Below are 19,099 nucleotides of genomic sequence, written 5' to 3' on the forward strand. Positions count from 1 at the left end.
CTTTTTTGGAGCCAACCGCGGGACGCTACTCCCCCAGCAGGATCATCTGGTCGGTGATCTCGGAGAACGCCACGTCGTGGCTGACGAGGAAGAGCTGGTCGTACCAGTGCTCGGTCACCTCTTCCCGCCCCACGTCGATGGCGCGGAAGGCATGGGCCAGGTTCTCCCGGCGGGAGGCGTCCAGGTTGGAGGTCGGTTCGTCGAAAAAGGCGATGCGGGCGCCGATGGTCTGCAACAGCGCCAGCCGCAGGGCAACCACGGCGCTCATCAGCTGGCCGCCCGAGAGCTGGTCGTCGTTGCGCTCGCGGACCACGCCATCCTGCAGGTCCCGCAGGGTGATCTGGTAGTTTTCCCCCCAGGCGAGCTCCTCGTCCGCCTCGGCAATGGTCCGGTAGATCCGGTCGGCGCGCAGGCCGATCTCCTCGCGAAACCGCTCGGAGAGCTGGCTGGAAACATTCTTGAACACCTGGTTGCGCAGGAACCTGACCAGCTTTTCCTTTTCCGCAAACTCCCCCACCTCGGCCAGCTTTCCGTCGATCTCCCGCTTGATCCGCTGCAGCTGGGCAATCTCGCCCTCCAGGCGGGCGCGGTCCTTGTCCAGGCCGGCGATCTGCTGTCGCAGGGTCGCGATCCCTGCTACCAGCTCTTCCCGTTCCGTGCGCACCTGCTGGTGCATGGCAGGCTGGTAGGTCTCCTGCAGCCGCGAAAGCTCCGTCTGTTTCGTTATTGCCTGCTGTTTCAGCTCCTCCAGCAGATTCCGCATCCGCTCCAGCATCCGGGTCCGCTCGGCAAGGTCGAGGGCGTCTTTCTGGGCGGCATTGTAGGCGTCCCTGGCTGCCTGGTGCTGCAGCCGCTCCTGTTCGGTCCGCTCGATCCGGCCGTCCAGGTCGGCAAACGCCTGCAGATCGGCCTTGCGGGCCTCGGCCGCGGCACTTGCCGCAGCCTGGCTCAGGGCCAGCGCTTCGAGGCCGTCTGCCCGCACCTGGTGCTGCTGTCGCCGCTCCGCCAGCGATCCGGCCTGCTTGTCCAGCTCCTGCAGCCGGACGGTCCGCGCCTTCAGCTCCTGCTCCGTATTTTCCGTCTCTTTCACCATCCGGGCCAGCTCTTCGATCCGGCCGTCCAGTTCCTGCATCTGGCGCTCCAGGTCGGCGGTCCGGGCCGTAAAGAGATCGCGCGGCGCGCTTCCCGCAAGGTGGCGGCACTCCTCCTGAAAAAAGGGGCAGATCCCCTCGGCCAGCTTCTCCTTCCCCTCCAGCAGGCTTTCGCGGCGCCCCTCCAGCAGGGAGCGGGCAGCACGCTGCTGCTCCAGCAGCTGGCGCAGGCCGGGAAGCCGGGCAGCGGTCCCTGCCAGCTCCGAATCGGGCCGGGCTTCCTGGCGCGCTGCAGCCAGCCGGGCCTCCTCCGCTGCCAACTGGGCGGCAACCGTCCCGATCTCTGCCCGTTCATGCCCCACTGCCTGGGTCAGGCGGGCAGCCTCCTTCTCCAGGCCGGCGATCTCCTGCTCCAGGGTCCGACGCTGCAGTTCCCGCTGGCGCAGCTCCCGCAGCCCTTCCTCAGCCCGATCAAAGGCCTCCTTGCCCCCCCTGGCAGCCTCCATGGTCGTAAGCGCCTTCTCCGACTCCTCCACCCGCTGTTGCTGGACAGCGATCTTGCTCCCCCCCTCGGTCAGGCGCCCCTGCACCACCTGGATCTCGGTGGAAAGCGCCGTGATCGCCTTCTCCTGCTGGTCCAGCTCGCCTAGCCGCAGGTTCAGGGCCGCGAGGGTCGTCTCTTTCCCCTGCAGCAGCTCCCCCTTGCCGGCCAGGTCGACCCTGATCGCTGCCAGCTCCGTCTCGCGGGCCGGCAGCACCGCCAACTGTTCCTGCTTGCCGCGGATCTCGGCCTGCAGGACGTTCACCCGCTCCTGGATCGCCGACAGCATGCTGCTGGTCCCCTTGTAGGTCTTGCGCCAGGCATCGATGCCGAGGATCTCGTCAAAGGCCTCCTGCCGCCTGGTCGGCTGCCTGATGACGAACGGGCCGAGGAAGTCGTTCTGGAACGGGCCGATCACCAGCTTGAACTGGTCCGCCAGCCTCCGGCCGTTGTCCAGGCCGAGGATCCCGGCAATGCGCGCCTCGGTCTCCTCCAGCCGGGCATGGTCCTCCACCTCGAAGCCGCCCCCGATCTCCCTGGCCAGAAGCCACTTGGCGCCGGCCCCGACGGTGCGGCTCACCCGCCAGGTCTCGCCGTCATCGGCCCGGAAGACCACGGCGATCTCCCCCTTTTTCGCGCCGATAGTGAGGAAGCGCTCCACATTGCCGACGAAATCCTTGGCATCCACCCCGAACAGGGCATACCCGATCGCCTCGAAGACCGTGCTCTTCCCCGCCCCGTTCGGCCCGGCCAGGACATTGATCCCGGCAGAAAAGGAAAGCTCGGTCTCGCGGTGGGACTTGATGTTTTTCAGTTGTACGGAGAGAATCTGCATAGCACCTGCTTCATTGAACCACGGAGTCACGGAGACACGGAGTTACAAAACGAGTCTCCTGATGCCGTCCTTGAGGAGTGATGTATTAAAATTTATGATGAGTCCGGTTTTACATCCGGTTAACCTCAGATATGTCAACAACTGGGCTTCATGAATCGGGAGGATCTTCTCGATGCATTTCAATTCAACCACGACCACGTCACTGACGATCAGATCCATTCGATAACCGCAATCGAGCTGTACCCCCTTGTATTCGAGCGGCAAGGTAACCTGCCTGGAAAAAGCGATCCCACGGAGAGTCAATTCGTGACAGAGACACTCTTCGTAGGCCGACTCCAGAAGTCCCGGACCAAGAGAGCGATGAACTTCCATGGCAGCAGCAATGATTCCCTGTGTTACATCCCCATTGAGCAACATGTATTACCTCACGCCATCGACTGTATCCCGTGTGGTGAAACTGAACTCTTTCGATTCATCCCGCAATACTCAGGATTTCCTCCGTGGTAAAATAAAACGCATTTAGCTTCTACCCAGAAATGTTATTGTTTTTCTCCCTGTCTCCCTGTCTCCCTGTCTCCGTGGTGGACTGAAAGCATCGTCTCACCCAAAAAGATTATGCTGTTCTTCGTGTCCTTCGTGTCTTCGTGGTGGACTGAAAGCTTTTGCTTCTCCCCCAACAGTTTCAGATTTTCTCCCTGTCTCCGTGACTCCGTGGTGGACTGAACGTCAGTGACTCCGAGGTGAATACGATTGAAGCAGTCCCAGCAGTTCCTCGCCGTCGACTTCCCCCTTGAGGACCGTATCGCGGATGGCGAGCGCCAGGCCTACCAGTTCGTCCTGCCGCCCCTTGTAGACGCTGTTGGCGCTGATCAGCTCCCCCAGGACATCGCGCTCGATCTCGGCCAGGCTCCGCTTGACCTCCTCCCCTTCGCTGCTGCGGGTCACCAGGGAGAGGTGGTTCCTGATCTCCACATGCAGCGGGTTGCAGAGCTCGTCCAGGACCAGCCGGAGCCGCTCCCGCCCCAGTTCGAACGGGTGGAACGCCACCCGACCGGCAAGCCGTAGCTCCAACAGCGGCCGGCGCCTGTCACCGGTCTGCGGGAGTTTCCCGGCTATCTGGCTGCGAAAGCTCTCCAGGGACTGCTCGGCATGCTCCGCGCCGTCCAGGTTGACGGTCACCGACAACATCGGCCGGGGCGCAGTCGGGCGGAACTCGTGGCGATAGACCCCCTCCTCCAGCGTCACCAGGTAGTACCCCTTGTCGTACCGCTCCTCGCCGAAGTTGACCCGCTCCGGCGCGCCGGGGTTGAAGGCGTAGGGGCGTCCGTCCGGGGTGGCAACAATGTAGGGCTTGTGGCCATGCCCCAGCGCCACGTAGCCGAATTTCTCCGCCAGCGGCAGCGCCTCGTCCGGCTGCATGTTGCCGATCTCCACCGGCGAATAGGTCCAGATCCCCACATGGAAGAGGAGCAGGTTGTTTTCCGTGGCCGCTGCCTCGCAGATCCGCCCTACATGGCTCCCCGCCTGGCTGCCGATGTAGCCGAGCCCGTAGATGTTCAGCCCCTTGATCCCGATCCGCCCCCCCATGCCGGCCTCGGGGTCGAACGGCTCGAAGCTGTAGCCGCCATTCTCGGTGCGCGTCGGCCGCAGCAGGCGTATGTAGCCCATCTGCGACAGCGCCTCCATCCACGAGATGCTGTCGCGACGGTGAATCCAGTCGTGGTTCCCCTCCACGGCGATGCAGGGGATAGCGGCCTCCTTCAGCGGCTGCAGGGTCTCGATGGTCCTGGCAAAGGTGCGGGGCAGGATCTGGCCGGTGTGGAACAGGTCGCCGGCGATCAGGACAAAGTCGACCCGCTCGGCAATGGCGTCGGCCACGATGCTTGCGAGCATGCGGAAGAAGTCTTCAAAGCGCTCTGACTCCCCCCCGGAGGTGCGGTAGGTCTTGCCCAGGTGGATATCGGCGGTATGGATGAAGCGGATGGACATGGGTATGCCTGTCGTGCCGGGAAATGCGGACCGGCTGGTGCTGCAAAACAGTAATGGTACGGGGGGATTGTGCCTGACAACGGGATGATTTTCCAGAGCAAACTGCAGGGGGCCGGCCGAGCGCCGGCCGGCCCGCCATGCGGATCATCTGCGCCGTAAATGATGACCGTACGGATACCAGTACGTCCCATACCAGCCATAGGGGTAGAAGAACGGGTCAGCGTAGTAGAAATACGGCCCGCCATACGGATAGGCATAGGGGTACGGATACGGATACGGAGCGGCATGTTCCCAGAGGTGGATCTCCGTAATGGCAATGACCGGATAGGTATAGTCGACCTTGTCCAAAGGCATCGTCTTGACCCCGGTGACCTCGCCGATGATCGCCACCCGACGGCCAGCCTTGTAGATCATGCTGTCCAGGTAGTCGCCGGTCGTTGCCAGGAAGCGACCATAGGAACCCTCGTCCTCATAGGGGATATCGTCATAACTGAGCCCCAGTTGCAGCACCTCGATCTGCGAACCGCTTTTGCTGTTCTCCGTATTGACGATGATCCCGCCCACTTTCACGTACTTGCCGACGAATCCCTGCGGGTTTTGTTTCACCTGGGCAAAGTCGATGGTCGGGTCGACCAGTCTCTCTGCACGGTCGCTGAAGACATGGGCGCATCCGGCAAGCAGCAGTAACGATAACGCCGATAGAACGAACCATCTCATGATCCACCCCCTCGATGGAGCAATCGCTTCCGCTCCATTCCATGACCTCATTAGTTTCCATCCGGAAACTCCGGATGAGAAACCATTGGTTTCCGAATCGGAAAGGAGGAATTTTTCGTTCTGGCAAGGGAATCAAGGGATTGCGCGGAGGCGTACATCGGTACGCCGCACAAGCAATCCCGCAGATTGACGCCGCCAGGGCGGAAAAGAACCCTTTCCGGACGGTAACTAATTATAGCACGGAAGCTGGGTCAGGGGTCCGATATCAGGGGCAGAACGTGAACAGGCGCAGGCAGGGCATGACCGGTCCCGGACTCTCCTCCCCCGCATGCTACTCGTACTTTGCAGCCTTTTCCCCCGGATCGGCCTTAACTGCCGCTGCGTCGCGCCGCTGTTGCACCGAGGCGTGCTCGTCGATTTTCACCTTGAATTTCCGCGGGCCATGGGGGAAGGCCAGGGTGTCCCACGGTGCGTGAATCCAGGGTTTGTGGGCCGTGCCAGCCGGATCGGGTTTCACCGGGCAGTCGTTCACCAGCATCCCCGCGCCCCTGAGGTTCTCCATCATCCAGCAGAGGGCGATGTCCGACAGCCCGCTCTCCTTGTTGACCTGCGGATAGCCGCCTCCCACATCGGCATGGGCTCCAGCAAAGAGAAGCTGCGTCACGTTCGCCGCCTTGTCCCAGAGGGTCGGACTGAACACCTCGCGCTGCTCGTCCCGCGACACCGCATGGTAGCCCATTTTCACCTTTGCGCTCAGCTTGGTGTCGGCGAACTGGAAGGCATCATAGTTGGCGCCACCGCTGTATTTCGGGATACCCATGGCACCGACCGTATCCCAGACAGCAACGGAAGCGATGCTCTCCACCGGGACGAAATCCGCATCCTTCAGCGAATCGCAGGAGAGGAACGCCGGCAGGTCGCGGACGATCTCCGCCATCCGGGAGAAGATGTTGGTCTTCAGGGAGAGAGTCTTCCGGTAGCGGTACCAGGCCTCGGCACCCGACCGGTAGGCTTGTTCCTTGTCCTTGGTGAGCTTCGCGGTCAAAAGCCCCTGGGAGCAGATCAGGCCGCCCAGGGCGCGCGCAGTGTAGGCGCCGCGGCTGAAGCCGACGATGTAGATCGCGTCGCCGGGCTGATAGTTGCGGGAGATGAAGGTATAGCCCCGAACGATGCGCGAGATTATGCCAGCCCCGAATGCCCCGCCGAACAGCTTGTTGATCGGGTTTTTCGAATCGCCCACGCCGTGGATGTACTTGGCCACCTGGCTCGTGCCCAGCGCCTTTTCCTGCTCGTCGGCACTCCGGATGGTACCGCTGTCCAGCTCACCCTGGAGAGCCAGGAACAGCTTGTAGACATTGGTCTGATCTGGCAGGTTGTCGTGGTTTTCGTCCTGGTTCGGGTCGTTCCAGGTGCCATCGGCGCAAAAGATGATGTTTTTAGCCATGGGAGCCTCCTTTGGTATCGAGTGATACAGAGCATGTCAGATGTCGCGCACAGAGCGGATAAAGGGGAAATATTATCTGGGATTAATTGTACAACACTGGAGGGAGAGAGGAAAGCGTCGGGCTCCGCTTTTTCCCGTCTGTCGGGCGGTGCCGCCAATAGCGGCGGAGAATATGGCCTGTTACGGAAAACCGGAGACACTTCCCGGTTTTCCGTCCTTGCCCGTCATCGTCTGCGCCGAAACCGGCGCGGAGATTTCAATTCCAGTTGTCGATCTTCAGGTCGTGGGGCGATGGCTTCCCTTTCCCGGCTTCCAGATACTCCCGCAGGCTCAGGAGGAACGTTGCCCACTTCATGCTGCAGTGGGACATCGACTCCGTTGCCTCGCGCCAGTTTCTGTGGCCGAAGAGGACAATGGTCTGGTCGTCCTGCTCCGACAGGCGAAAGGTAATGTCGGTTCCAACCCATTCATCCGGCCCCTCAACGCAGCGCCAACGGACCTCTTCCCGCTCGTTGAGCCCCTGCACCTCCATGACCATGCTCCCCATGAGCTGACCGGTCTCCGACAGAAAGCGGAACTTGATCTTTCCGCCGAGCCGGACATCGCCTGAAACGTCCTCGGTCCACCAATGGCCCAGGCCTTCCAGGGTTGTCAACGCCGTATAGACCTTCGCTGCAGAGGACTTGATCCCGATACGATGGATAATGTCTACCATGGTAATCACCTCCTGCTCTTTATATGCAAATTATCGCATTATAGCCTGCACGGTGCAAGCAAGCAGGAGGGGGGTGGGATTGGTACCATGGGACTACCAGCTGAAAAGATCATCGCCGAAGCGATGCAACTCCCGGCCACGTTGCGCGCTGTCGTGAAATCGATGAAGGGCTGGCCGAACTGAACCTGGCCCGATGGTCATTTCCCGCAAGTAGGTCACAGAGGTTTTCCTTTCCGCCGCGGCCGTCGCCTGTTATGCGGAATATCCCTCACAAGGAGGAGAATATCCTCTACCGGCGTACCCAGACCACCTCCCTTCAGGCCGCAACCACTTCACATCTCATTGTAATACCAGGCATTTTTTGTATGACCATTACTGGCACGGGCGATGCTATATCTCACGGTAACGGGCCGCGCCCGCAAAATCATTCCGGAGGAACAGACCACATGAAAAAACACCTTCGTACCATCGTTGTCCTTGCCGTTGTCACCCTTACTCTCGGTGCTGCCGGTTACGCCATCGCAGCCAAGTCATGCTGCGTCGAACCGGAGGTGAACAACTGCTGCGCCACCACGGCAACCAGCAGCTGTTGCCGGTAGTCGAGGCCCGGAGCCCCTCCGTAACCCGCTCCGGACACGCAACAGAAAGGGCGGCCGAATCGGCCGCCCTTTTCATCAGGCATTGTGTTCTTCTGCGCCGCGGCTTGGGCTCGCGCAATGAGCCGTTGCACAAAGGTGTCGAACCAGTTCTTCAAGAAATCGCCGAGGGGTCTCGTCTCAATATTTTACTAACCAGTAGTTTTTGTTGATTATTGAGACTCGACCCCTTTGATGTTCCCAAGACAACATGTTCAACGTGGTGAAGGAATGGGAGCTGGATGGAATTAAAGAACTTGGTCCGGAATCCTGACTTGTCAACTTGGAAGCCAGGCTTCACATCCTGCATTCAATCCCATATTCCTGTTACTTCTGCTTCCGTTTTGCCCCTGGCAAATATCCCTTTGAAGCCAAAACCGCTATGCTGATGAAAAGTATGGAGTAGATTGCATTAACGGCTATTTCGATAGGTTTAGGCAAGCTTTCCGATTCAATGGTATATCCCGGCAGCAAAATTTGCGCAGCGGTCTCGGCAATAAACCCATATAAAATGCTCGCAACAATCATCCATAAACAGAAAAAACTGAATCTTCTCAAGGCGGAAGGATAAGCGAAAGTGCTGTCGTCTTCATGCATCTGCTCTCTTTCGCCGTATTGGGCAAACTCGGGATCTTTTTCAATTCTCTTGCGGGACAGCACAACCAGTGTCTGCGCAACATGGTCGTGTATGGCCTGATGCTTCTTGCTGAAGAGCATGACGGCTATCGAAAGAGTACCGAGTAGAGCCTTGGTGTAATACCGCATGAACGAGGCGAACAGCGGGCATTTCCCGCCGGTGTCCTGCCGTACCACCTGAATTCCGAAGAGGTATTGGCCGAGGGTGAAGCCACATAATGAGACCAATAGCGGCTCAAGAACAAGAAGCGGGGCAAACATGGCAAGGGCATTCAGCCCCGTCTCCCTGCCAGTGATTGCCGCAATTGCCATCGGACTGAGGATGAACAGAGCCAGCACGAAAACCCCGTCGATAATGCTGGCCTTGATCCTGCGGGGGAGAGTTGCGTAAAGGATGTTGGTGCTGAGCATGTGCTGTAAAGTCTCCCATTTGCCTAACGGAAACGGCATGTTAAGACTATTATCAATTAAATATCACGTCCCCGGAATTCACCACCAAGACTATTATCAATTAAATATCACGTCCCCGGAATTCACCACCTGACCCCGGCGCCCGACGCCGCGACCCGCGCCCCCCTGTTTGTCTAAAGGAAACGGCATCTTATATCAATTAAATATCACGTCCCCGGAATTCCTCCTCTGCCCAATACCGCTTCTATCCTATAAGAAATTCGCTTGCTAAAGGAGACGAGGTCTTCCTCCTTCCAAGTGATGCAGTTGTATTGCCTGATGTCAAAATGAAGGTCATCAAGTTGATCTTCCCGACAGGTCCATATCACCTCAAGACCAAGACCTTTAGCAAACCCAGCTTCGAAGTACACTCCTCCACGGTGCCCTGTGAAGTCGGCGAGGACAAACCTGCTCCGTCTGATCTGAGCAACTATCTCATCATCAATTTTGTCGTTATGCTCGCGAAGATCCACACGGTGAGGCATGAAGCCTGCGTTTCTTATACCTGTAAAAATAGCATTCTCATATATTTGCTGCATCTGAGGGTCAAACCACATTGCCACAAAACCTTGACTACTGTCTTGATTCACTGATCTGAGGGTTTCGAGCCGCGCCCATCCAACAGGGCCAATCTTTACTCTTGCTGTTCCAATTACAGACCCATGATCGATCAGAAAGGCACTTGATATGAGATAGCCCAAAATCTCGTATAACTCCTCAACGTTGATTGCCCATGCCATTGCGAGCCAGGATTCATTTTGTTCCAATTGTTCCCCTGCATAGCTTGTCAGTGACTCAAGTTTTAATAGAAATTTGTCACAACGTTCATGGAAAGAGGGTGTTGGAATGTTTTTCAAGAAATCAAAGTTATCTGAAGAAACCGTAAAACCGGGGTTTTCTTTCAGCCAACCTGAAATATTTGCTAGTTGTCGTGGAGTGAAATGTGGTTCACCCAAACTTTCTGCATTCCTTATCATCCCTAGAGCTGTACCCGTGATTATGTACTCTCCACACCGTGAGCATATCACTTTTGATTGCTTCTCTAGGTCCCTGTAAGTTATGCCTGACGTGCAAATTGGACAAATTTTCATTTTATACTCCTAGGGTTAATCGGGGGACACAGTGGGTTAATCGGGGGACACAGTGAAATATTCGTGATTGTGCAGGTAAATATCATGATATTACACTTTCCGGACGGACACTATTTTGCGCATTTGGTCGATTCGCTATATATTGCACCTGCATTCTTCAGATCTGCACATGAAATTGGTGCGAATGTTTCGATTAATCGACCATTTGCAGTTGAATTGTCATATACCATGGTGAATGAATATTTCGAACTGCTGAGATCTGCGCCAGTGAAATCGGTCTTTGTGAGATTGGTCCCGACCAAGATTGTCCCGTGAAAAACTGCGCCCTTGAAATTGAGACCACTAAGGTCCATTCCGTTGAAATTTACGGAAGACAGGTCGGCAAATGAGAAATTTGACTCTCTTAGTTTTGCATCTGTAAAGTCGGCATCTTTCAGTTTCGCGCCGGAAAAATCTGTACTTGCTAGATTTGCACCGATGAATTTGCCTTTCTCCACATTAACTTTCTTCATTTCTGCACCTGTCAGGTTTGCATTAGAGAAATTTCCCTTGTGAATATACGCGCCGGTAAGATGAGCAGAAGTCAGATCCGCTTTTACAAAAATTGCTTCATCGAGACTTGCCTTCACCATATCTGTGTTTGTCAGGTTCGCCTGCGTAAAGTCACACTCTCCGCAATCTTCTAATTTTGAGCCAGTCAAATCTGAATCAATGAAATTCGACCCATCAAATTTGATATTTCTGAGATCTTCACCTTTGAGATCTGCTTTCTCAAAATTACAGTCCTCGCATTCACCTAATGTTTTTGCCTTTTCAATAACTATTCTGTCAAAAGCGTAGCCATAGGTACCAACTGTCATCAAAAACACAATAGTTACCGCAAACGCATTTCTCATATCTCCCCCTGGAAGTGGTATATAGTTCCCTTCAATTGGCTCCGCAATGCATCACATGCAGGGGCACCAAAGTCTTCCAAGTCGACAAGTTAAATCCCCTCAAAACGCCGACTGCTGCATCTTCCTCTTCTGCGCCTCGGCCTGGGCAAGCGCTATAACCCGTTCGACAAAGCTGTCGAACCAGTTCTTCAGGGTATAGGTGAGGGCTTCGCCGGTCTTCTCGATCTCCGTCTGCCCCAGGTCTGTCTCGTAGAACCCGATGTATGCCGCCAGTTCAGCGTCGGTGATGTTCCGGTAGGTGTAATAGGACTCCAGCACCATCTGCTCGCGCAGGCCGCTCTCGATGGTCGTCCGCAACCCGTCGATCTCCCGGTAGGCGTCTTCCGGCACCCCCTGCCGGTCCGCCGGCAGTGCCGCGTTCGTGGCTTCCAGCATCCCCATCATGACTTCGATGAGGATATCCGCCGTCAGTTCTGCCATGTGGGTTGCCTGCTCCACCCCCTGGATGAGTTCTATCCGTTGCTGCGACGGCGGATTGTCCTGCAGGTCGGCGAGGTAGCGGAGCATCTCCGCCCGGCTTTCCGCACCCGAAGCGTTCGTTTCCTCGCGGGTGATCTTCCGGGCCAGCGGGCTTTCCAGCCACCGCAGCATTTCCCGAAGATAGGGCTCGTCCGTGCTGACCAGCAGGAAGGCGGAGAGGTCCTCCTCGGCCTGCCTGACGTCGAAGGATTCCTTCATCATCCGGTAGACCTTCTGCTCCGCTTCCGAATTTTTCGAGGTCAGGCTCTTCTGGTTGGCGAGCGCATCGAAGGTGCCGGGAACGGAGGCAAGCGCCTCGCTCAACCCGGACAGCTCGATATAGCGGGCAACCAGCTCCTCGTGGGTATCCGCAGCAGCGAGAGCCGGGAAGACCAACATGACCAGGCAGATCAGCGACAACAACCAGCGGCGACAATGCATCTGAAGCTCCTCTGTTTCATTTAAATGCGGAAAACTTTTTCCGATCATTGCCGCTGATACCCTTCCGCGGCCTTGCTTGCCTCTTCGCAGGTTTTGAAGATCATCACCCGCATGTCCGTAAATTCAGTATGCTGCTCCTCCGGCTGTGCCACCATTCCGAGACGGACCTTCACCCCGTCGAAGGCATTCGCTTCGACCTTATGCACCTTGTACCAGGGAACCGGTTGTGCACTCACCGGCAGAGGGCCCACCAGCCCCATGTAGATCCGCTGACTCTCCTCGAAAGTGCCGTTCATCATGCTGGCCATCAAAAAAGGAGCTGCTTTCCCGTTCTGCTCGGTAGGCGGCAGTCGCAGGCGCATGCCAATCAGCACACAGCCGTCAGTGGCAGGCGTGACTTTCATCTTTGCAGTAGCGTCTCCTTTGCCCTTTATCGTAAGGGTTGTGCCGTCGAAAGAGGCACCGCCGGACAGTGCCCACGTGATGCCCGTCAGCAGATTGCCGGTGGGAAGCTTGAGCTGGGGCGCTGCTACAAACACCACCGGCGGCACTTGCTTGAATTCCGGTACCTTGATGGTAGAGGGATCGATCGGCCTGACCTCGGCGGCTCTCATGTTGGCGTTGATGGCGGCCCGCAACTGACTGATCTCCTTCTCGGCTTCGCCAAGCTGCTCTGGAGTGAGCTTGGCGGCGATTTCCTTTACATGCGGATCTTTCCATTGCGTGACCAAGCTATACCAGACATAGGCCTTGATTAGATCCGGGGCGAGTTCGTTACCGCTCATGTACATACGACCGAGTGAGCTTGCGGCATTGCTGTCCCCCTGCATGGCTGCAATGTAGTCCCAGCGGGCGGCCTCCGCATATTGCCGCTGTCCATCCTTCTCCGTGTTGAAGTAATACGATGCCAGCAATAACTGCGCGTAACGATGCCCCTGCAGAGCGGCTTTCTTAAACCAGATCACCGACTCATTCAGGTCCTTCTTGACCACATCTCCACGTTCCAGCATTAGGCCCACCTGGTATTGACATTCGGCATCCCCCTTTTCGGCACAGAGGAATTGCTGCCGAAAGTCCTCCGTGCCGTTGGCAAATGTCGTGTCCCATGCGGTCTTCTCGCCGGCAAATGCCCAATCGCGCCATTTCAGGAACTCAGCCGGCCGAAGCAGATAGTTCCAGGATTCCAGATAGGGACGGTCGCCGATCTCCCGAAACAGCGCCCGTGCCGTTTCCCGATCGCCGGCGCGGCAGGCTACTTCGCAGTACATGTTCAGTAAGATGGGCGAGCGGGGAGCCTTGCGGCGCAGGTCCTCGAAGCCCTGCTTGACCAGTTGCCAGGGAATGCGGTCCTTTTCGAATGAAGTGAATTCCAGCCCCCAGTATGTTGCCACGATGATGGCATAGATACCCTTCACGCCCAGTTCCGGCGGCAGGCTGGCGGTCTTGCTCAGGAACTCCTGCAACTCTGCCATGCTGCCGTGCCAGCTCGGACGGAGATAGCCTGCCTTGGTTTGGTAATAATAGAGGTTGTACTCGGGGAACGATGAGGTTGCCTCATTGAACAGCGACTCGAAATGGAACCGGTCCATACCCTGATAGACGCCGAGGGAGAGGAGGATATCGTAGCGCTGCGGGCAGTCGTCGGCCAGTTTTTTTGGCTTTATTGAAGCATAATCGTACGCCTTCTGCAGCCGCTCGCGGAACAGTCGCCACCCTTCCGGCGTGACCTTGTCGGCATAATCGCCGCCGCGCCCCTGCCATCCGTACGCCATCCAGGCGGTTGCCGCGGCGGTTCGCGCCGTTACCGAATCGGGATAGCGCGCCAGCCAGCTGTCGAAACGGGACAGGAAACGCTGCCACCCTTCATCCGACCTATTTCGCGGATGGGCGAAGCCATCATAGAAACTGTACAGCTGCCATGTTCCATCAGGAAATTTTGCTTTTTCTGACCTGAGCTTCACAGCCATCTCTTCAAGAGCGCTGAAATTGTCCTGATAGAAGAGGGCCGTCACCTGACGCTTGAAATGACCCTTGGCAACGGGCCCGTCCGCCAGTTCCGCCGCCTCAAAAGCCGCTGCCCGATGCCCACCTCCAGCAATACAGAGCATTATCACGAACAGTATCAACGTGTACTGCCTGACTACGTTCATGTTTTCCTTCCTTGTCAGAAAAAATGTTGACCGCATCGAACCACCGAGGGGACACCCCCATCCCTATTTTCCCGGTGGCATTACGGGGCAAAAAGCGACGCAGGGATCTTCCCGTTGACGCTGATCTCGCTCAGGTCGATCTCCGACAGCTTGACGTCGCCGGCATAGTTGGTCAACCGATGGGGGAAGAGCACCCCGTCCACGGCCCGGAAGTCGCCGTATTCCGTAGCCAGCTCGCCGACGCCCATGCCGCCCATGGCAAAGCGCGAAGAGACCCTGACGATCAGACGGCTCTTGGTGTCGATGAAGACGTGCAGTTCCGGCGCGTTCTTCAGTCTGAGGTTCAACTGGTAGGTCTCGCGGTTGCCGAGCTTGTGCACGCCGCCATAGCTGACCGGGTAGCTCCCGTCGGCAAACCCCATCGGCAGGTCAAGGTAGCAGTACTGGTAGACCATCGACTGGACCATGACCGGATTCGACGCTTCGAAGCCGCTCCGGCCCAGCTGCCAGCCGCGGCCGCCGTCGAGGATGCGTACCTCCCCTTCCTGGCCGGGCATGATCTCGATACGCAGCTTGCCGGGGCGCTCCAGGTAACGGGCATAGGCGCCGCTCCTCCCGGTCATGAACTCGGCGATGCTGCCCGTGGCCTTCACCGACCTGATCTTCGCAACGGCCTTTGTGCCGCCATAGGCCTGCAGCACCGAACCGACGATCTCCACGGCGCGGTCCGGCGACCGGACTTCTGCCGCGCAGTTGCCGGAAAAAAAGGCAACCAGCACGGCAAGGCCGATGCCCGCCACTCTTCCGTACCTGGCATGTCGTGCAATCATCGCCCTACCCCCCCCGCTAAAACTGGCTATTGCAGGCAGCGTCAATCCCCAACTTGCATGCTGCCCGGATATCGGCCTTAAAACAAAAAAGCCGCGCCAGTCAGCTCTTTACTGACCAACGCGGCCTTGAATCCTCCGGGAATTGCTGCCCTCGCCCTTGCATCCTCATCCCTTCACATAAGCAGTGAAATAATAAGGATTACTACACCAGTTATTTCGGTTTTGCAAGGGCAATTGTAGTCATCAATACACATTAGTACTGCGACTCTCGACAAAGCAGTAACGATTAGCCGTGGTTAGTCAGTAGTACTAACCGCTGTGTCATGCCAATAGTTGAATCATGAGAGATAATAATACAATTTGATGCACATTGTCATAAAATGCCCTGTCCTCACCTTGATCGGCCTGAAGAAAGTGCCCTCTGGCTCGGGTTCGGGGCATTTGTCAATCATGGCTTCCCCTGTATAATTACATGAGAATCGGCGAAATCATGAAGAATACAGGATTAATAAGAGCGGGGGGATAGTCGAATGATTTTGAGGTTATCGTGGCAACTGGCCCTTCTTCTCCTTCTCGGTTCGGTTTCGTGCGCCGATGGATTTGTGTTCGACGTTTGGAAATCCGGAATGAAAATCGCCAAGGTCATCGAGGTTGGAAAGGAGAAAGGCGCTTCAGTTGAATTGGACAGTGGAGGGTTCTCTTTTTTCGGGAAAAGTGAGCCGGAGGAGTTGGCGGTAAGGGTGGAGTACCGCAGCGAAACCAAGCTCATGGGTTATGACGCAAAAATACTCTTTTCCTTTACGCCGGAGAGCCGTCTGCTACACACACTTCGTGTGACGATCGTCCTGCCGCTCTCATCGGAAAAGGCCGACATGGAGGTGCTGGCTGATACCATTGCACGGCAGCTCGACAAAAAATACAAGGACCAGAGCGAACCTACGGCAGACAGCCTTGTCGGGCAACTGGTAGATAAGATGCGTAATGTACAGCGCCATGCCTGGAAAGGTGGCGGAGACATGGTTACTATGGAATCGAACTGGAAGATGATCGGTGGCGACGTCGTGATCATCTATGTGGACGAAAAGCTTGCCGAGAAGGCAGGCATTGAGGATCGGCACATTCGTGAAAAGCGGCTCGAACGTTCCTCTGGCGGCGACCGGAGCAAGTTCTGATGCCGGCATGAATGTTCAATCGAAGACTTGAACGCATAACGGCAAGAAGCTGTCAGTAGACAACCATATTTCCACAATCAATCGTGGTTACGAAAGGGGAATATACCATGACAACGGAAAAGAACGCACCGGCGGCATCATCCAGCCAGGAGGGCAACGATTCTCAAGCGAAGAAACCGGCGCCCAAACCGCCGTCGGACAACAAGGTATTGAAATACTGGTATCTCATCGTAATCCTTCTACTCATTGTTGCCGTGGCCGGGACCTATGTCTGGAAGAACATGGAGGTGGCCAGGGCCAAAGCCGACCTGACGCAAAGAGCCGAACAGGTTATCGACGAGCAGAACAAAACATATCTTCAGCTTGTTGCAGTTCCATTGGCCTGGGCGGTGCGTAGCGAGATGATCAGGGACAATTACGATCAGGTCAACCAGTATCTGGCACAATTCATCAAAGAAAAAAACATGAAGGAACTTGTCGTCGCCAGACCTGATGGCAAGGTAATGGCGGCAACGAACAAGAAACTCGAAGGCGCCTCCATTACGGACTCCTTCCCGGCAGAGGTGCTGCAAGTGGAGAGCACTACCCTCACTACCCGGGATAATGGTGAAATCATGGTTGTGTCGCCGGTCATGGGCCTGAGCGAGAAGGTGGGGGTCCTGATCCTCGTCTACAAGCCGGTCACCCTTGGCCTTGGGCCGAACCCGTGAGGACGTCGGGAGATCCATTGACGGTACCAATCCCACAGGAGGTTAACAAATGCGTAAGAGTATAATCGGACAGGAAAACAAAGGGATCGTTTCACCTGAAATGAATTGGCTCGATCTCCCAAACATTGCTCGAGTCGAACTCACCTCCGAAGAATCTTCTCATCCCATTGAGTCGGCGTTGAATCCTTTCGGGGGATCTGGCTGGCGTGCATCGGAACCTGGTCGGCAGACTATTCGGCTGCTGTTTGACGAACCGCTTCACATCAGACGTGTTCACCTGGTGTTCCACGAAGGTGAGCAGCAGCGAACTCAAGAATTCGTTCTGCGATGGTCCCCGGACGTTGGCCGATCGTACGAAGACATTGTACGTCAACAATACAATTTCACCCCTCAGGATACATCCCAGGAGATAGAAGACTATACTGTTGACCTGGCCGGAGTGACCGCAATCGAACTGGTAATTGTGCCGGACATAAACGGGGGAAGTGCACATGCATCTCTTGGGCGGTTACGCCTCGCCTGACTCATTTCCCCAATTCATGCCACAGTAGATCGATCCTCTTCATGGCAGCCGGGAGATCAGTGGTAATCTCCCCCCTAGCTATTCTGAGTGCTGCCTGAAACGTCTCCATCGATTTTATGGCTTCCACAGGAACGGTCCTCAAAAACACCGAGACCCTCCTTTCAATCAAGGCAATGATCTGCAACGAACAGGCTGTGTACCCTTTCACTATTGCTGAAACTCTGCCGCCGCCTTGGTGGCTTCTTCGCAGGTCTGGAAGATCATCACCTTCATATCGGAAAATTCAGTACTGCGCCCCTCCTGTTGCCCCACCGGTTGCGTGCTCGCCGGAAGCGGTCCCAGCTTCTCATCCTGATCTTTTCGAGCATGCAGATGGTTGAGGTTTGGGCCGCGACACACCCTGTCACGACACCCTTTTTTCAGCGTCTCACCTCAATGACAGTCTCTGAGGGCCAGTCAGGTATCGTCGATATCTGCCTGCAGGAATCTGGTCGCGGCGAGCACCATGCCGTTGATCTTGTTATGGCGACAGGGTCAATGCAATGCCCGCCGGGATGACATTCGTGTTGACGTCCACGACAGTCAGCTCCGAGACGGTAAAGTCGGCGGCGGCAATGGATACCGCATCCGGGGCAATGTTGCACGTGAGCGTGGCAAATCCGCCCACGTCGAATGCGGTGGCGGAAACAACCGCGATCCTGACGGTAGCGCGCAGGCTGTCAGTGGCCGGAACGTAACGACCGGCCAGGATGGCGAGCCCCTGTGCTGCCCCCGAGGTCGTCAGCACGCTGGACGCAATGGCGCCGCTTGCATCCGCATTGACCGTGACCCCCGCTGGCAGGGTTATGGTAGTGCCTATGCCGGCAATCTGCCCAGTTGCCCCGGTGGTGGCGATGGAAAGGGTCTTTATGCCCCAGCCGATGTTGATGAGGGGGGTGGCGGAAATATCCGTTATGCCGGTCATGTTGGCGGCGCTGGCGGCAAATTCGACCAGGGCGGTCTGCAGTTCAGCTGCCACGGTCACGTCGAGCCGGTTGTCGGTGCCAATGGCATCTTTCAGACTGGTCAGAACAGTGGAGAGATCGGTCCCCCTGCTCTGCATCAGTTTGGCCACGGCTGCCAGGACCAGGGCATACTCCTTCTGGCTCTCGGTACCGTCGACCGCAGACAGGGCATCCACCGGCAGGGTGCCAAGAGCATCGACCCGGAAGATCTCTGAAATCAGTGCGTTGTTCGTCTCGATGGCGTTCACGGTAATCCGGTGGGTCAGGGGGTCCTCACTTTTCCGTACGGCCAGTTCGGTCAATGGAGTCACGGAAACGGTCAGACTACTGGACTGCGCGGTGATGGCGGCCCGCAGGGGCGCAGCAGCCGCGATCTCCACGGTTGCACCGGTCGCCTCGTCGGTGTAGCTGCCGCTCGCCTCCACCAGCAGCGGACCCCGGTAACTGCCGATATCGGCCCGATAGGCACCGCTATTGTCGGTGGTCGTTTCCAAAAGGAGTGAACCCTTGCTGCCGTCGGCGGTCAGGGCGTAGATCCTGATCGTGCCGTTGCGGATGATCCCCTTGGAGGCAACGCCGCTGACAATGGCGGACGATGAACCGCCTCCCCCGCCGCCTCCGCAACCGGCCAGGAGGAGCAGGAGAAAGAGTATGAGCAAAAGATGGCCGAATGTTTTCATATGCGAATATCTCCGTAAGGTTGTGGCTAA

The 19,099-nt window shown here is 56.9% G+C and carries 17 protein-coding genes; 4 read left to right on the top strand and 13 right to left on the bottom strand.

Going from position 1 to position 19,099, the window contains the following annotated elements:
• Positions 1-25: 25 nt before the first annotated feature.
• The 6 genes from GJT30_14015 to GJT30_14040 all read right to left on the bottom strand — a co-directional run bounded on the left by GJT30_14015 (position 26) and on the right by GJT30_14040 (position 7,332).
• Positions 26-2,467: an AAA family ATPase gene (locus GJT30_14015; GenBank protein MSM40727.1), complete on the bottom strand. Its 2,442-nt coding sequence runs from the start codon at positions 2,465-2,467 to the stop codon at positions 26-28.
• Positions 2,468-2,509: 42 nt separating this feature from the next.
• The gene (locus GJT30_14020) at positions 2,510-2,884 is read right to left on the bottom strand and encodes a GxxExxY protein (protein ID MSM40728.1); all 375 of its coding nucleotides are present in this window, start codon (positions 2,882-2,884) and stop codon (positions 2,510-2,512) included.
• A gap of 309 nt (positions 2,885-3,193) precedes the next feature.
• A complete protein-coding gene (locus tag GJT30_14025) occupies positions 3,194-4,456 on the bottom strand; it encodes an exonuclease SbcCD subunit D (GenBank protein MSM40729.1) in 1,263 nt (420 codons plus the stop codon).
• Positions 4,457-4,600: 144 nt separating this feature from the next.
• Positions 4,601-5,173, bottom strand: a complete 573-nt coding sequence (locus tag GJT30_14030) for a hypothetical protein (protein MSM40730.1) — start codon at positions 5,171-5,173, stop codon at positions 4,601-4,603.
• 331 nt (positions 5,174-5,504) lie between these two features.
• Positions 5,505-6,617: a DUF2235 domain-containing protein gene (locus GJT30_14035; protein MSM40731.1), complete on the bottom strand. Its 1,113-nt coding sequence runs from the start codon at positions 6,615-6,617 to the stop codon at positions 5,505-5,507.
• A 256-nt stretch (positions 6,618-6,873) separates the two neighbouring features.
• Entirely contained in the window at positions 6,874-7,332 is a 459-nt protein-coding gene (locus GJT30_14040) for an SRPBCC domain-containing protein (protein MSM40732.1), read from the bottom strand.
• 446 nt (positions 7,333-7,778) lie between these two features.
• Here GJT30_14040 and GJT30_14045 point away from each other — a divergent pair, with 446 nt between their 5' ends.
• Positions 7,779-7,931 carry a hypothetical protein gene (locus tag GJT30_14045; GenBank protein ID MSM40733.1) on the top strand — a complete coding sequence of 51 codons (153 nt, stop codon included), beginning with the start codon at positions 7,779-7,781 and terminating at the stop codon, positions 7,929-7,931.
• Positions 7,932-8,294: 363 nt separating this feature from the next.
• Here GJT30_14045 and GJT30_14050 read toward each other — a convergent pair whose 3' ends face one another.
• The 6 genes from GJT30_14050 to GJT30_14075 form a co-directional block, all read right to left on the bottom strand.
• A complete protein-coding gene (locus tag GJT30_14050) occupies positions 8,295-9,053 on the bottom strand; it encodes a hypothetical protein (protein MSM40734.1) in 759 nt (252 codons plus the stop codon).
• A 167-nt stretch (positions 9,054-9,220) separates the two neighbouring features.
• Positions 9,221-10,144, bottom strand: coding sequence for a hypothetical protein (locus tag GJT30_14055; protein MSM40735.1), 924 nt, complete (start codon positions 10,142-10,144; stop codon positions 9,221-9,223).
• A gap of 110 nt (positions 10,145-10,254) precedes the next feature.
• The gene (locus GJT30_14060) at positions 10,255-11,040 is read right to left on the bottom strand and encodes a pentapeptide repeat-containing protein (protein MSM40736.1); all 786 of its coding nucleotides are present in this window, start codon (positions 11,038-11,040) and stop codon (positions 10,255-10,257) included.
• 99 nt (positions 11,041-11,139) lie between these two features.
• Positions 11,140-12,000, bottom strand: a complete 861-nt coding sequence (locus GJT30_14065) for a hypothetical protein (protein ID MSM40737.1) — start codon at positions 11,998-12,000, stop codon at positions 11,140-11,142.
• 44 nt (positions 12,001-12,044) lie between these two features.
• Complete coding sequence (locus GJT30_14070) at positions 12,045-14,186, bottom strand: DUF4034 domain-containing protein (protein ID MSM40738.1); 2,142 nt, start codon at positions 14,184-14,186, stop codon at positions 12,045-12,047.
• A gap of 44 nt (positions 14,187-14,230) precedes the next feature.
• Complete coding sequence (locus tag GJT30_14075) at positions 14,231-14,980, bottom strand: hypothetical protein (protein ID MSM40739.1); 750 nt, start codon at positions 14,978-14,980, stop codon at positions 14,231-14,233.
• Positions 14,981-15,510: 530 nt separating this feature from the next.
• Here GJT30_14075 and GJT30_14080 point away from each other — a divergent pair.
• The 3 genes from GJT30_14080 to GJT30_14090 all read left to right on the top strand — a co-directional run bounded on the left by GJT30_14080 (position 15,511) and on the right by GJT30_14090 (position 17,385).
• Positions 15,511-16,152 (top strand): hypothetical protein, encoded by a 642-nt coding sequence (locus GJT30_14080; GenBank protein MSM40740.1) that lies wholly within the window; start codon positions 15,511-15,513, stop codon positions 16,150-16,152.
• A 107-nt stretch (positions 16,153-16,259) separates the two neighbouring features.
• A complete protein-coding gene (locus GJT30_14085) occupies positions 16,260-16,862 on the top strand; it encodes a hypothetical protein (protein MSM40741.1) in 603 nt (200 codons plus the stop codon).
• A gap of 49 nt (positions 16,863-16,911) precedes the next feature.
• Positions 16,912-17,385, top strand: coding sequence for a hypothetical protein (locus tag GJT30_14090; GenBank protein MSM40742.1), 474 nt, complete (start codon positions 16,912-16,914; stop codon positions 17,383-17,385).
• Between the two features lie 520 nt (positions 17,386-17,905).
• Here the strand turns inward: GJT30_14090 and GJT30_14095 are convergent.
• Positions 17,906-19,069 (bottom strand): hypothetical protein, encoded by a 1,164-nt coding sequence (locus GJT30_14095; protein MSM40743.1) that lies wholly within the window; start codon positions 19,067-19,069, stop codon positions 17,906-17,908.
• Positions 19,070-19,099: the final 30 nt, after the last annotated feature.

It is taken from the genome of Geobacter sp. (genome assembly GCA_009684525.1).
Taxonomy (GTDB): domain Bacteria; phylum Desulfobacterota; class Desulfuromonadia; order Geobacterales; family DSM-12255; genus Geoanaerobacter.

Coding starts and splice junctions, on each gene's coding strand:
- GJT30_14015 (MSM40727.1), bottom strand. CDS start 2,467: ATGCAGATTCTCTCCGTACAACTGAAAAACATCAAGTCCCACCGCGAG.
- GJT30_14020 (MSM40728.1), bottom strand. CDS start 2,884: ATGTTGCTCAATGGGGATGTAACACAGGGAATCATTGCTGCTGCCATG.
- GJT30_14025 (MSM40729.1), bottom strand. CDS start 4,456: ATGTCCATCCGCTTCATCCATACCGCCGATATCCACCTGGGCAAGACC.
- GJT30_14030 (MSM40730.1), bottom strand. CDS start 5,173: ATGAGATGGTTCGTTCTATCGGCGTTATCGTTACTGCTGCTTGCCGGA.
- GJT30_14035 (MSM40731.1), bottom strand. CDS start 6,617: ATGGCTAAAAACATCATCTTTTGCGCCGATGGCACCTGGAACGACCCG.
- GJT30_14040 (MSM40732.1), bottom strand. CDS start 7,332: ATGGTAGACATTATCCATCGTATCGGGATCAAGTCCTCTGCAGCGAAG.
- GJT30_14045 (MSM40733.1), top strand. CDS start 7,779: ATGAAAAAACACCTTCGTACCATCGTTGTCCTTGCCGTTGTCACCCTT.
- GJT30_14050 (MSM40734.1), bottom strand. CDS start 9,053: ATGCCGTTTCCGTTAGGCAAATGGGAGACTTTACAGCACATGCTCAGC.
- GJT30_14055 (MSM40735.1), bottom strand. CDS start 10,144: ATGAAAATTTGTCCAATTTGCACGTCAGGCATAACTTACAGGGACCTA.
- GJT30_14060 (MSM40736.1), bottom strand. CDS start 11,040: ATGAGAAATGCGTTTGCGGTAACTATTGTGTTTTTGATGACAGTTGGT.
- GJT30_14065 (MSM40737.1), bottom strand. CDS start 12,000: ATGCATTGTCGCCGCTGGTTGTTGTCGCTGATCTGCCTGGTCATGTTG.
- GJT30_14070 (MSM40738.1), bottom strand. CDS start 14,186: ATGCGGTCAACATTTTTTCTGACAAGGAAGGAAAACATGAACGTAGTC.
- GJT30_14075 (MSM40739.1), bottom strand. CDS start 14,980: ATGATTGCACGACATGCCAGGTACGGAAGAGTGGCGGGCATCGGCCTT.
- GJT30_14080 (MSM40740.1), top strand. CDS start 15,511: ATGATTTTGAGGTTATCGTGGCAACTGGCCCTTCTTCTCCTTCTCGGT.
- GJT30_14085 (MSM40741.1), top strand. CDS start 16,260: ATGACAACGGAAAAGAACGCACCGGCGGCATCATCCAGCCAGGAGGGC.
- GJT30_14090 (MSM40742.1), top strand. CDS start 16,912: ATGCGTAAGAGTATAATCGGACAGGAAAACAAAGGGATCGTTTCACCT.
- GJT30_14095 (MSM40743.1), bottom strand. CDS start 19,069: ATGAAAACATTCGGCCATCTTTTGCTCATACTCTTTCTCCTGCTCCTC.